This is a genomic window from Clostridium sp. HMP27 (genome assembly GCF_000765165.1).
GTDB lineage: Bacteria > Bacillota > Clostridia > Clostridiales > Clostridiaceae > Clostridium_AK.
Genome location: NZ_JMFY01000056.1, coordinates 15823 through 29515, shown reverse-complemented (window position 1 = coordinate 29515; position 13693 = coordinate 15823). Strand labels below are relative to the sequence as shown.

Below are 13693 nucleotides of genomic sequence, written 5' to 3'. Positions count from 1 at the left end.
TAAGTCTTTCTTTATATCTAAGCTATACTTTTTACCCTATTGATATATACTATTTATGTTGTTTCTAAATTGATTTGGAGACACTCCATAGTATTTTTTGAAAGCTGTGTAAAAATAATTGAAGTTTTCAAACCCTATTTTTATTGAAATTTCCTTTGCTGTAAGTTCTGTAGTCTTTAAAAGCTCCTTAGCCTTTTCAAATCTAACCTCATTTATATAATTAGAAATGGATTTACCTTCACTTTCCTTAAATATAGTTCTCAAGTAATTTGGAGAAAGCCTCATTTCTGATGCTATGACCTCTAAGGCTAATAACTGATCGCAGTAGTTTTGATTTATATACCTTTTTACATTTTCAATTACATCATTTTTTCTATTAGATTTTTTCTCTTTTATTTGAGTTACAACATTTTTATATATATTTAGGAAGTAATCTTTAACTTCATCTATAGTTTCATAATTAAATAAATTATCAGTGAGTTCTTTAATGTCTATATAAGCATTTTCCTTGCTCATGTGGCAAATATTATTTATAACCTTTTGAGAGTTAATTCCAAATTGAGTAATAGAAATTCTCATATCACTATAGGACATTTTCTTCAGTATACTAAATACTTTATCAAGTTCAACTTCTACCTCATCAAGATTTCCCAGCTTTACAGCTTTAAAAAGTGCTTCTGGCTGTGCATCTTCAAACTTACTTTCCCCGGAAATATCCTGGGTTATTTGATCATTAATTAGTATCGACTTAGGTCCATATTTAAAACGATAGTTAATATAGTCTTTTGCAGTCTTATATCCATTGGCTACTTCCTCAAGTCTTTCTGCATATCTGCCTATTGATGCTGAAAGAGAAATATTTAAGCTGTTAAGTACTGTTTCCTGGCTTTTTTGGATTAACTGAACTATTTTATTTGTTAATTCATCATCTATTTTATCTTTAACCTTTATAATGAGACATATCTCATCCTCTTCTAGTCCTATAATCTCACACTCAAAATATTCTTTGGATATATTAGAAATCTCAATATATAAATTGCGCTTTAAACTTTTAAATTCTTCATCTCCCTTTTCTTTTATAAGTTTTTTATAAGAATCCATCTTAAATAACACTATAGCTATATTGCCACTAGCTACCTCAAAACCTACTTCCTTTAACTTCACTTTAAAACTTTCAAATTCTGTAACCATATTTAAAAGGAGAGCTTTAAGCAGTTGATTTCTAATAAAATATAAATCCTTATCCGAAAGCTTTGCAAAGGATATAGGTTTATTCATAAGAGTATCTACTACCTTTGTAACATATTCCATTTCATTTCTCGAATTTTCTTCAATTCCTAGCTCCTTATTTATATCTTCATCAATATCTAAATATTTTTTAACTGTATTTACCGTTTCAGCAATTGGTTTATATATTTTTCTAGAGGTGAATATTGAATATCCTAGTCCAAACAAAAATAATAAAATGAATGCTAAAATCAAAAATCTGCTCATTCCTCTGATACTTTCAATTAAGGTATCATATTTTACTATATTTAAAAAAAATAAGTCTAGTTTCTTGCTGTATCTGTACGTTACTATTGATGGACTTTCTTCAATATTGACTAAAAAACTTCCTTGTTTATTTTTAGAGTTTATTATCTTATTAACATAATTTAAATTTGATACATCCTTTAAAAACATATCTTCATCAGAATGTAAAATTACCTGTCCTTTTTTATTTATAGCCATCAAATTATAATCGCTTTCTGACATATTGTGAAAATAGGCTTGTACAGAATTAGCATCAAGATTTAAAACTATAGCTCCATATGGATTTCCATCTATATCCGACTTTGAATTTGATAAAATTAATGTAAGTATATTTCTTTTATATTCTTCTCCATTGATAGGTACTGTTATCTGTCTTGAAATAAAATTTGAGCTGAGTGATTCAGTAGATTCTTTAAGCCTCTTCATTATATCGCTATCATAAAACAAGGAATAATAAGATGAGTTCCCATCGGATGAGTATATCATCTTATTATTACGGTTGTAAACGTACACAGATTGAATGGATGGAATCATAGCAGCAGCTTGTTTTACCTTTAAATATGGTGAAAAACCTAACTTTGAATTGCTATTATAATCAAACATCAAATTATAAACCTGCTCATCTAAATACAATTTGTATATGTAAGACTTTGCCCAGTCAAGAGTATAGCCCGTATAATACTCGGCTTGATTTATAATATTTTCAGATACCCTGCTGGATTGTTCAACAATTTGCTTTTTATAGCCTTTATATAACACAAACATGGTTGTTAAAAGAAAGAGAACTATGAAGATAACATAGGAAAGCATTAATTTATGAAAGGTATTTTTTGCTTTTATATTCTTTTTAAACTTTTGATATATATTGTTCATATATATATCCCCCCATTTAACATTAACAAATCACAATACAAAAACCCTTCCTCTAAATTTAAAAAATGTTTACAAGAACTAATATTAATTTTATACTAAAAAGTCATATTAATATTATATTAGTTTATTCATACTTTTTCAATAAAATGTAACAATATAGTAAAATTATCCCACGCCTTTGTATATATAAAGATAATTAAAGAGGATAAACTTTTAGGCTTATCCCCTTTAATACTTAAAAACTCCTATGAAAATTTAATTAAAGACCTATACTCTTCTTCAATTGCTTCATATATTTTTTCTAACCTCTAGCTTTAATTCACTTATCATTTTCTTATCATCACATATCTTATTACCTGATGTTGTTAAATAGTTTCCCGTAATTGTAGCATTTGCTCCTGCACTAAAGCAATTCTTACCAAATTCGTCAATGAGGTTCCTTCCCCCGGCAAGTCTTATAAAGGCTTGGGGATTTATAAATCTAAAAATGGCAATGGTTTTTAGTATTTCATCTTGGCTTAATCTTTCTTGGTTTTCTAAAGGCGTTCCTTTTACTGGATTTAATACATTTATAGGAATGGATTGAACACCTAAATCTCTTAGCTGAAAAGCTAGCTTAACTCTGTCATCTAAGCTTTCTCCAAGGCCGATAATTCCTCCTGAGCAAACAGCCATGCCAGCTTTTTTAGCTGCATTTATAGTATCTATTCTTTCATCATAACTATGAGTTGTACATATTCTTTCGTAATAGTCTCTGCTGGTTTCCAAATTATGATGATACATAGTTACTCCAGTTTCTCTTAGGCTAAGAAGCTCACCATATCCTAGTATTCCTAAGGATGCACACAAATCCATTTTAACTTCTTTATTTAGCTCTTTATAAATTTCTACAACCTTCTCAAACTCACTGCCAATAATTCCTCTGCCGCTGGTGACTAAGGAAAATCTATTAACTCCTTCACTTTCGTTTTCCTTAGCAAGCTTTAAAGCTGCTTCCTTTGAAACTAAATCATATACTTCTACATTAGTTATGTAATGGGCAGATTGAGCACAGAACTTACAGTCCTCAGAGCAGTGTCCTGACTTTGCATTCATAATGCTGCAAAGATCTACTTCTATTCCACAAAAAAACTCCCTTATGTTATTAGCACTATTACATAGCTCTTTTATATCATCTTTTTCTTCAATACCTGCTAGTTTCATAGCTTCTTCAAAACTTGTAGCCTGTCCTCCTATAACCTTTTTCTCTAACCCCTTAATAAAGCTTTTCATTTTTACTTCCTCCTTATATTTCTTAAACAATATGTCCACTTTTCTTATGTCAATGATAATAAATAAGTTTTTAATTGTCAACCCAATCAATATTTTAGGTTTACAATAAATCAAAAAAAGAAGCCTATGACTTCTTTATTGCTTTTAAATAATTTCATCCTAATATTAGTTATTAATCTTAATACTTTTTATAAATACTGTAATAACTTCATTAATATACTTTACTAAATCATAGGGTCCTTCTCTTCTTGCCCAGTCAAAACAATATCCCCTTATGATGGTGATAATCATATCAACCAATTTATATGCAGTATAATCAGTAGTTATTTGCCCCTTTTCCTGTCCACGATTTATGATTTTATTTAATTCACTATAAAGAATACGGTTATTTTCCTCATAACAATTTTCTTTGCTTCCAATCGGAAATGTAGAATTAAGTACTTTACATTTTTTAAAACCTATTAATGTAGCATACTCAGCAAATCCTTCACAAAATTTAAATATATTTTCTATTTCATCTTCATTATTTAATTTTGCTAGAACATTTTCTTTAAAATATCCATCTATTAAGCCAAATAATTCAATAAGTAGATCTAACTTATTCTCAAAATAATGATAAAATGTTCCGGCAGAAATATCTGCTGCTTCACAAATCATTCGAACAGTTACTTTTTCAAATGCTACTTCATTCATCAAATCCATTGCCTTATCAGTAATAATTTTTCTCTTTTCAAATTGCTTTTCTTCAATGTTAGTCATAAAAGTGCTTTCACCACCTAAAATAATATATTTTAATAAATATTTAATATTATTGAAAATTCACTAAATAAACTACACTTTTATTATATTTTATTTTTAATAATATGTCAAAAGAGGAATATTCATCCTAACGCGGATGAAATCCCTCTCTTTAAATTCACTATTTTATTTCCTCAAATGCATAAATAGCAGCACCCAATGCCCCAGTTAATTGCGCTAGTTCTGGTACTTTTATATTATGGCCTAATTCTTTTTTCATAGCCCTAACTACTCCACTATTTCTGGCCACCCCACCTACCATGGCTACTTTATCCTCAATACCCATTCTCATTGCAAGAGCAGCTACACGTCTTACTACAGATGTATGAATCCCTGCTACAATATCCTCTTTTTTTGCATTTGCTGATAGATGAGAGATTACTTCTGATTCGGCAAATACAGTACAAGTACTACTAATTGAAACTTCATTTTTAGATTTCTCCGATATTTCTCCCAGCTTAGAAACATCTGTCTCAAGAACTCTAGCCATGACATCTAAAAATCTACCTGTACCAGCAGCACATTTATCATTCATTATAAAATTTATAAGCTTACCCTTGTCATTTAACTTCATAACCTTAGCATCTTGCCCACCAATATCTATTATAGTTCTTACTTCTGGTATTAAAAACGCTACTCCTTTGGCATGACAGCTTAATTCACTTATTTGTTTGTCCGCATCTTTGTATTGAATTCTTCCGTAACCTGTAACCACTGTTTTCTCTATATTTTTTTCTGTTAAATTAGATTTTTCCTTTAATTGTCTTATTAATTTTTCAGGTCCACTAGTTCCAGTTCCAACAGGTATTACAACACTTATAATAATTTCTTTTCCATCTTTTATAATTACACCTTTAGAAGTAGTAGAGCCTATATCCAATCCCATTGTATACATCTGTATCTCCCTCTTTATAAAATATTTTGTCATCTATTAATTGCCTGTTATACTTCCAAGGATGATACACTATCCTTTTCTTTTTTAAACCTACTATTTTTTATTCTTCCTACAACTATGCATGGAATAACCACAACAAATATACCCAGTATTCCAACATATCCATAACCCACAACAACAATATTAGTTAATCCAAATAATGAAATCCCCATGGATAACAACATGCAAACAAGAGAAATCAAGCCTCTTTTTGTTTTAATATTCTCAGGCTTCTTAAAGACCTTTTCAAATCTAGCCACTGCTCCAAATACACAACCTATACCTGTTGATACAAATGCAAGGAATAGTACTGTTGAATAAGCTACTAATAAAAATTTGCTATTTAACTGCTTACATACATATAAAAGTGGTAAAGTTTGCTTTAAAGTCCCTGGTACCCATGATAATAGCATTAAACAAGATAATGTTATCATTACACCATTTAAAATAATACCTAAAATTACTGATTTATTAATAGCTGCATCAGATTTTAAGTTGTCACTTGCACTAAGTACAATAGCAACAACAAAAGATTGATAACCAGCATATCGGAGTCCACTATATAGAGTTGTTCCTATGGATGAAGGTGAATATTTTGTTGCAACAAGATGTGCTAAATTTGATGAATTACTGGATATACCTACAATTACTATGATTGTTAAGAATATTAATATTAATATAGTTATAATAGTTGAAGCTTTTCTTATTAAATCTGCTCCATATATAGTTAGTATATAAAAAACACCACCTGTAATTAAAACACCTGCTAGATAATTTAATCCAAAGCTCTCCATTAGAGCAGCTGATCCTGCAATGGATCCTCCTGTACCTAATAATACTATCATTAAATATCCTAGTTCAAAAATAACGGAAAAAACTTTGTCATAGGGTTCATACATTTTCTTTGACCAGCTTTTATAGTCATAGGTTCCATAGTTTCTTGCGAGTATTAATGATTCTCTGTAAGTTAATCCTATAATTGTAATTATGACTGCAGGTAACCATATAGAATTCCAACCATGTTTAACAAAAAAATTCATTGTCTGATTACCAGTTGCAAATCCCCCTCCCACATGAGCCCCAAACCATACTGCTGCTACTTCAAAAGCAGTTAAAAGTCCTACCTTAGATTTTGAATTTTCACTCATATTATCCTCTCCATATCTATAAAATTAGGTATAATTTTTACATTCTGCAGTGACTTTAAGATAATCAGATTAGATATTTAGGTTTGTTTTATAATGCTCTCACCTATTCTAATATGACTATATTAGAATAGGGATGCCCATTATAAATGGCACAGTTACTTTGCTATTTTGCTTTCTTCAAATAATTCTGTAATACGTTCTTCATCATCTAATAGCTCTAATAACTTAGGCACCACATCATATAGGTCTCCAACTATTCCATAATCTGCAACTTCAAATATCGGAGCTGACTCATTTTTGTTTATAGCAATTATTATATCTGATTCTTGCATACCAGCTAAATGTTGTATGGCACCTGAAATACCGCATGCTATATAAACTGTTGGTTTTACTGTTGTTCCTGTTTGTCCTACTTGATGTGAATTATCAATCCAGCCAGCATCTACAGCTGCACGAGAAGATCCAACCACTCCCCCTAATCTATCAGCTAACCTTTTTAATAATTTAAAACCATCAGCATTTCCAAGACCAAGTCCCCCTGATACAATAAAGTTTGCTTCTGTTAATGATACTAATTCCTTTTTAAATTTAACTATTTCTACAACTTCTGTTCTTATATCTTCTTTAGTTAGATTTACACTTAATTTTACAACTTCTCCTTTTTTATTTTCATCCCTTTCAGCTTTATCCATGACACCTGGTCTTACTGTAGACATTTGTGGTCTATTATTAGGGCATATAATTGTTGCCATAATATTCCCACCAAAAGCTGGACGAGTTTGCCTAAGTTTTTTGTCTTCTGGATCTATGTCCAACTTAGTGCAGTCAGCTGTTAATCCAGTATCTAGTTTTGATGCTATTCTAGGCGCTAAATCTCTTCCAATATGAGTTGCACCTATTAATATAATTTCAGGTTTAATATCATTTACGGCATCAACTATAACTTTTGTATATCCATCAGTAGTGTATTTTTCTAGTAATGGACTATTAGCATAATAAACTTTATCAGCTCCGAATTTTATTAATTCATCTGCTAGATTATCAACATTATGTCCAAGTAAAATAGCACATAATTCTACTCCAATGTCATTAGCTATTTTTCTTCCTTCTCCTAATAACTCAATGACTACAGGAGTTATCTTACCTTGTCTTTGTTCTGCAATTACCCAGACATTTTTATAAGCACTTAAATCTTTTACTATATCCATATTATCCTCCAATCATTTTATATAATATGTTTTTGTTTTAAACTTACAAGCAGCCTTTCAACAACTTCTTGTGTTGATCCTTCCAGCATAATACCTTTGCCTTTAGGTTCTGGAGTAAATGATTTAAACACTTTAGTTGGAGAAGCTTGAAGACCAACTCCTTCTTTTGTTATATCTAAATCATCAATAGTCCAAGTTATTATTTCCTTTTCATATGCCTCAAATATTTTATCAACAGCCATATATCTAGGAGTATTTAATGCACTTACAGCAGTTAATAAAACAGGTTTTTTAACTTTAATTATTTCATAGCCATCTTCTAATTGTCTTTGCACTGTTATTTCATTGTCATTGATTTTAAAATCTTGAACATAAGTAACTTGCGGAATGTCTAACTTTTCAGAGATTTGTGGTCCTACCTGAGCTGTATCTCCATCTATAGCTTGTCTACCAGCGAATATAATATCATAGTCTTTAATTTTTCTAATTGCTGAAGCAATAACTTTTGAAGTTGCCCAAGTATCAGAACCTGCAAATGCCCTATCACTTATTAAATAAGCCTCATCTGCTCCCATTGCAAGGCACTCCCTTAACATAACCTCTGCTTGAGGCGGACCCATTGTAACAACTGAGATAGTTATATTTTTATCTGTATCTTTTAACCTTAAAGCTTCTTCAAGTGCATTTGCATCATCTGGATTTAATATACTTGGAACACCTTCTCTTACTAGTGTTCCTGTTTTAGGATCTATTTTTACTTCTGTTGTATCTGGAACCTGTTTAACACATACTACTATCCTCAAATCTTTGACCTCCAATTTCATTTATTTTTGAGTATATACTACCCAAGAACTTTTCCTGCAATAACCATTTGCTGAACTTGAGATGTTCCTTCATATATAGATGTAATTCTAGCATCTCTATATATTCTTTCTATTGGATAGTCTTTCATATATCCATATCCACCATGTAATTGTAATGCTTTATAAGCTACTTCATTTGCTACTTCGGCTGCATAATATTTAGCCATTGCAGATTCAAACCCTGGATTTATGCCGGCATCTTTCTTCTGTGCAGCATCATATACAAGCAATCTTGCCGCTTGAACTTTTGTTTGCATATCTGCAATCACAAATTGAGTATTTTGAAATTTTGCTAAAGGTTTATTAAATTGAACCCTTTCCTTTACATACTTTACAGCTTCATCTAAAGCACCTTGAGCTATTCCAAGAGCTTGAGCAGCTACTCCAATTCTACCAACATCAAGTGTATTTAGAGCAATATTAAAGCCTTTACCTTCTTTCCCAAGAAGATTTTCTTTAGGAACTTTTACATTTTGAAATATTAAATCTGCTGTTTCAGTGCCCCTAATACCCATTTTGTTCTCATGAGCTCCAGTTGAAAAACCATCCCACTTGCTTTCAACTATAAATGCTGAAATCCCTTTTGTTCCTTTACCCTTTTCAGTAACTGCCGTTACGATAGCAAAGTCACAAATAGGTGCATTTGTAATAAATGTTTTTCTTCCATTTAAAATATAATAATCTCCATCTAAAACTGCTGTAGTTTGAGTAGCACCAGCATCAGAACCTGCTCCTGGTTCAGTAAGCCCAAAAGCTCCAATATATTCACCTGTTGCAAGAGGTTTTAAATACTTTTGTTTTTGTTCTTCTGTTCCATAGTTAAGTAAAGGTAATGCTACCAATGATGCTCCTGCAGTTATAAATGTTCCAGTAGAAGCACAACGCCTACTAATTTCCTCCATTATTATGGTGTAAGAAACATAATCTGCACCAGCTCCACCATACTCCTTAGGTATTACAGGACTAATAAATTTATATTTTGCAAGCTTTTCTATTAAATCTTTAGGTAATTTCCCCTCAGTGTCAAGTTGCTCTGGAATATCTATCAATTCCTTAACCACAAAATCTCTTACAGATTTTCTTAAAAGTTCATGTTCTTTCTTAAATAACATACTTTCCTCCTTTTAAATTCGCCCCTTTAATAAACTGCAGCAATTTTTCATTAGAGTTTTAAAAATCATGCTCCTTTATTATCTGAAAAACTGCTGCATAGTTTACAATGGAAATTTAATTATTTTTTACATAAAATATCTTTATAATATTTCTGAGAATGTTTGAATTCTTGTCCTTATTTGTTCAGTACTCTTATTTTGTTGGTCCACCTCTATCATTGTTGTAGGAATACCTTCTTTTTCAATATCCTTCTTAACAATTGGATAATCGTATTCTTCTGGATCACAAAATTTCATCATTGCAAATACTACGCCATCGATTCCTTTGGTTTTAGCTTCTTTTGCAATCATTTTACCTCTAAGTTTTTTAGGATCATATGCTAAAGAACATCCTTCAATATCAGACCATTGTCTTGCTAATCTATCCAATGCATTTTTACCTTCAGGAACATCCGTTCTGAATTGTCTGCTTTCCTGAGCTAAATCATCAGCTACTATTCTTAATTTGTTCTCTTCAAAAACATTAAGCATTTCTTTTGAATCTAATAATATACCAGTTACCAATACTTTTTTACCATCATATCTTTCTTGTGGTAGGTTACCTAATAAATTATTTAACTCTTTTACTATTTTTGTGTGTTCATCTTTTCTCATAAAGAAAGCGCTTTTAATAACAACATTTCGTTCATAATTATTTATTGTATTAGGATGTTTAGCTGCTTGATCTACAAATTCTCTCATTGCTTTTCTGTGTTCATTGTATATTTCTATACTATTTTGTAACTCCTCTTCAGTTATTTCCTTACCTCTAATCTCTTCTATTTTTTCTTTTACATGTTTGTATTCAGAAACTAAATACTCTACACCAGCTTCTAACTTTCTATTTTGAGGATGAACTAAAGCAATATATGGCACATTTTTTATAGCACTTTTCCAATTTTGTCCCATACAGTTCAATGTATCACACATACCTGGAATAATAACCGCTGATAAGTCATCATATACACCTTTCAAGCCAAATTCCATACATGATTGCATTATTGAGCAGCAAAATGCCGGATAATATTGTTTAGCCAAATTTACGTCAACGTCGCCTCCCCAAATGCCTATTGGAAGCATATCTGCTGCATATACGATCTCTTCTGGAGTATATACAGGAAAACATCCAATTGCTTTATTTCCTGTTTTTTCTTTGTAATTAGAAACAACTTTTTTAGGATTTTTATTAGCTTCCTCTAACTTAGATAGAATGCTTTTTATATTATCCATTACTTTTCTCCTCCTTTCTTTCTTTCTTCCATAACTTCTACTAAAGCTTGAAGTCTTGTTTCAAATTGAGCCTTACTGAAACTTCTTGGATCTGCTTGATCTCCATCAAATCCTGCATATGGTATACCAGTTTCCTCAAAAACCTTTCTTTCCATTTCATATTGAATGAAACTCATTAATTTACAGCTTCTATTCATGTGGTAGAATGCTCCGTCACAATTTCCATCTTTCAAGGAATCTATTCTGTATTTACTCATTGCGTCTAAATTAACATTGTTAAACATGCTGCTATAAGCTCTGGCCATTCCGTCTAAGTCATTTGCTTCATATTGTAATGCCCATGCATGAGGATAAACGCTTCCGGTCATATTAACCCCATAGCTTGATAACGTTCTCATTTTATAACCGATATATGGCCAGCAAGGAATCCCTTCCATCATAATTCTATATTTCTCTTCTCCTCTAAATGAAGTTTGCTTATTCTTAATATTTTCTTCTAATTCAGAAATTAATAATTTAAAAGCCTCTGTGGTTTCTTTTTTGCCTCTATAGCATACAATAACAGCCATATAAGTAAATAAATCAAATCCATTCATTGGTGATGGAAAAGCTCCTGATGGCAAACTCATAGAGTACTTCCAAAGCCTTCCGTTTTCTGCAGAAATCTTCATAACTTCTTCTAATTTTTTAGGATCAAATTTCTTTCCAGAAATCTTTTCAAGTTGTTTTATAGCCTCTTCAAATTGTGCTCTAAGGTATTTAATTCTGCTCTCTGTTACCTGATCTTCATTATTAAATGTAGTATCAATCATTATCAATGGTATATCTAGTTCTTTTGCAATGTTTTCATACCATTTAATAACTTGATTACAAATGTTATTACAGCAGCATATAAAGTCAGGCTTTGGCATATTTAAGTTTTCTGAGCCACCCTTTTCTAATAATCCAAAATTTGTTCTAGCATATGCACATAAATCCATTGAATATCCAATGCTTTCAGCTGCTTCACAAAGAGATAAAGACTCTTTCTTAGCTGCAACACCAGCAGCTTGATTTTCTGGATATAATACATCTAGGCCAAATGCTTCTACCAATTCCTGCGGAAATACAGAGGTTGCCCATCCAACTGGTTTCCCATCTTCTTTTGCCTTCCAAGCATCTGCGTATGATTTAGCTAGTATGCCATTGATCACCTCGGCAGCTCTCTTTTTTTCATCTTTGTTATCTGCCATAAATATTTCGCCCCTTTCTAACATTTAAAATTCTTGTCCCTGTATATTAAAAGCTTTTTGATAATTTATCTTATTGCTTTCCCTTTTCTCATTTCTTCTATCTCTTCTTTACTGTATCCTAACCCTAAAAGAATTTCCTCAGTATCCTCCCCAAGTTTTGGTGAAGGTTTATATGGTTTAATTCCAGATTCATTAAATTTAACAGGTGTATTAACTAACACGCCGGTATTTCCATTGTCATATGTTTTCTTAAATAAATAATCATTTGCCCATGCTTGTTCATCTTCCAGTATATCTTCACAAGTTTGTAATTTTTCATATGGCAAATCAGCTTTATCTAATAATTCAGCCCATTCTCCTAAAGTCTTTTTAATCATTTCTTGCTCTAATATCCCAACAAAGGTTTCAACATGTTTTACTACTTCATCTTGAGTATTAAATCTTTCATCTTCAATTAAATCCAATCTATTTATTACTTCCTTACAGAACTTAGGAAACCACTTATCATATGAGAGTAAAGCTAATTGTATCCATCTATCATCTTTACACTTAAAAGTTGTTGCTAATGGATTATTAGGTGTTCTTCTTGATAATGGCATTTTATTTCCATATTGTGCAGTAGTAATCATTAATCCCATACCAAATATAGCTGTATGATATAAGCTTACTGTTACTCTATCACCTTTACCGGTTTGTGTTTTTTTATGAAGCGCTGCCAATATACCAGCTGCTAAACTCATACCAGCATAATGATCACCAAAACCTGCATTAGTATTAGCTGGTGATGTTCCTTTTTCCATTAGAGATATACTTACAGCCCCTCTTGCAAAATATGCAGTGTAGTCAAAGCCTGGCTTGTCCTTAAGTGGCCCTTTTTCTCCATAGCCTAATATATGAGCATGAATTAATCCAGGATATTTATCTTTTAATTGTTCGTAGGAAAGTCCACTTCTTTCTAATGCCTTTTCTCTTACATTTGTTATAAAAACATCTGCATCTTGAAGTAATTTTCCTAACACTTCTTTTCCTTTTTCACTTCCGGTATTTATAGCAATACCCATCTTGTTTCCATTTTCAAGTTCAAACATAGGGTTTTCTTCATCTTTTGCAGGTGCATTATAGACTGGACCTACTATTCTTAGGTTGTCTCCTTGAACTGGCTCTACTTTAATTACCTCTGCTCCCCAGTCAGCAAGTACTTTTGCACAACTAGGTGCTGCCACAAAGCTTGATAATTCAACTATCTTTATACCTTCTAAAGCTAAACCATTTTTGTCCATTTTTTTATTCCCCCTTAAAAATTTGGTTTTATGGTTAATTACGAAAGTAGCAATTGAAATAAATATTAGAATTTACTATATTGAAATGGCTAACTGCATCTTGCTTTTAATAGGCAAATTTATACCAACTCCAGCTAAATAATTAATGTTAAAGTAATTTATCCTATTGAT

The 13693-nt window shown here is 31.3% G+C and carries 10 protein-coding genes and 1 pseudogene; all 11 read right to left on the bottom strand.

The annotated features are described in order from the left end of the window. Positions 1-36: 36 nt before the first annotated feature. The 11 genes and pseudogenes from DP68_RS17925 to DP68_RS17875 all read right to left on the bottom strand — a co-directional run bounded on the left by DP68_RS17925 (position 37) and on the right by DP68_RS17875 (position 13522). Positions 37-2406, bottom strand: a complete 2370-nt coding sequence (locus DP68_RS17925; protein ID WP_035311805.1) for an AraC family transcriptional regulator — start codon at positions 2404-2406, stop codon at positions 37-39. A 288-nt stretch (positions 2407-2694) separates the two neighbouring features. Beyond that, a complete protein-coding gene (gene bioB / locus DP68_RS17920; protein WP_035311803.1) occupies positions 2695-3678 on the bottom strand; it encodes a biotin synthase BioB in 984 nt (327 codons plus the stop codon). A 165-nt stretch (positions 3679-3843) separates the two neighbouring features. Beyond that, the gene (locus tag DP68_RS17915) at positions 3844-4437 is read right to left on the bottom strand and encodes a TetR/AcrR family transcriptional regulator (RefSeq protein ID WP_035311802.1); all 594 of its coding nucleotides are present in this window, start codon (positions 4435-4437) and stop codon (positions 3844-3846) included. Between the two features lie 160 nt (positions 4438-4597). Further along, positions 4598-5371 (bottom strand): 2-hydroxyisocaproyl-CoA dehydratase activator HadI, encoded by a 774-nt coding sequence (gene hadI, locus DP68_RS17910; protein WP_035311801.1) that lies wholly within the window; start codon positions 5369-5371, stop codon positions 4598-4600. 65 nt (positions 5372-5436) lie between these two features. Beyond that, positions 5437-6558, bottom strand: a pseudogene (locus DP68_RS17905) (hypothetical protein); the annotation flags it as partial. A gap of 155 nt (positions 6559-6713) precedes the next feature. Further along, positions 6714-7766 (bottom strand): electron transfer flavoprotein subunit alpha/FixB family protein, encoded by a 1053-nt coding sequence (locus DP68_RS17900; RefSeq protein ID WP_035311800.1) that lies wholly within the window; start codon positions 7764-7766, stop codon positions 6714-6716. A 17-nt stretch (positions 7767-7783) separates the two neighbouring features. After that, on the bottom strand, positions 7784-8569 hold the full coding sequence (etfB, locus tag DP68_RS17895) for an electron transfer flavoprotein subunit beta (protein WP_035311799.1): 786 nt from the start codon (positions 8567-8569) through the stop codon (positions 7784-7786). Positions 8570-8607: 38 nt separating this feature from the next. Continuing rightward, positions 8608-9741, bottom strand: coding sequence for a putative isocaproyl-CoA dehydrogenase AcdB (gene acdB / locus DP68_RS17890; protein ID WP_035311798.1), 1134 nt, complete (start codon positions 9739-9741; stop codon positions 8608-8610). Between the two features lie 141 nt (positions 9742-9882). Next, entirely contained in the window at positions 9883-11010 is a 1128-nt protein-coding gene (locus tag DP68_RS17885) for a 2-hydroxyacyl-CoA dehydratase family protein (protein ID WP_035311797.1), read from the bottom strand. Next, complete coding sequence (hadB, locus tag DP68_RS17880; protein ID WP_035311796.1) at positions 11010-12242, bottom strand: (R)-2-hydroxyisocaproyl-CoA dehydratase subunit HadB; 1233 nt, start codon at positions 12240-12242, stop codon at positions 11010-11012. The genes DP68_RS17885 and hadB overlap by 1 nt, the downstream gene beginning before the upstream one ends. 65 nt (positions 12243-12307) lie before the next feature. Then, on the bottom strand, positions 12308-13522 hold the full coding sequence (locus DP68_RS17875; protein ID WP_035311795.1) for a CaiB/BaiF CoA-transferase family protein: 1215 nt from the start codon (positions 13520-13522) through the stop codon (positions 12308-12310). Between the last annotated feature and the right edge of the window lie 171 nt (positions 13523-13693).

What these genes read in the sequence shown, in the direction of transcription:
- DP68_RS17925 (WP_035311805.1), bottom strand. Translation starts at nt 2,406, where the DNA reads ATGAACAATATATATCAAAAGTTTAAAAAGAATATAAAAGCAAAAAAT.
- bioB (WP_035311803.1), bottom strand. Translation starts at nt 3,678, where the DNA reads ATGAAAAGCTTTATTAAGGGGTTAGAGAAAAAGGTTATAGGAGGACAG.
- DP68_RS17915 (WP_035311802.1), bottom strand. Translation starts at nt 4,437, where the DNA reads ATGACTAACATTGAAGAAAAGCAATTTGAAAAGAGAAAAATTATTACT.
- hadI (WP_035311801.1), bottom strand. Translation starts at nt 5,371, where the DNA reads ATGTATACAATGGGATTGGATATAGGCTCTACTACTTCTAAAGGTGTA.
- DP68_RS17900 (WP_035311800.1), bottom strand. Translation starts at nt 7,766, where the DNA reads ATGGATATAGTAAAAGATTTAAGTGCTTATAAAAATGTCTGGGTAATT.
- acdB (WP_035311798.1), bottom strand. Translation starts at nt 9,741, where the DNA reads ATGTTATTTAAGAAAGAACATGAACTTTTAAGAAAATCTGTAAGAGAT.
- DP68_RS17885 (WP_035311797.1), bottom strand. Translation starts at nt 11,010, where the DNA reads ATGGATAATATAAAAAGCATTCTATCTAAGTTAGAGGAAGCTAATAAA.
- hadB (WP_035311796.1), bottom strand. Translation starts at nt 12,242, where the DNA reads ATGGCAGATAACAAAGATGAAAAAAAGAGAGCTGCCGAGGTGATCAAT.
- DP68_RS17875 (WP_035311795.1), bottom strand. Translation starts at nt 13,522, where the DNA reads ATGGACAAAAATGGTTTAGCTTTAGAAGGTATAAAGATAGTTGAATTA.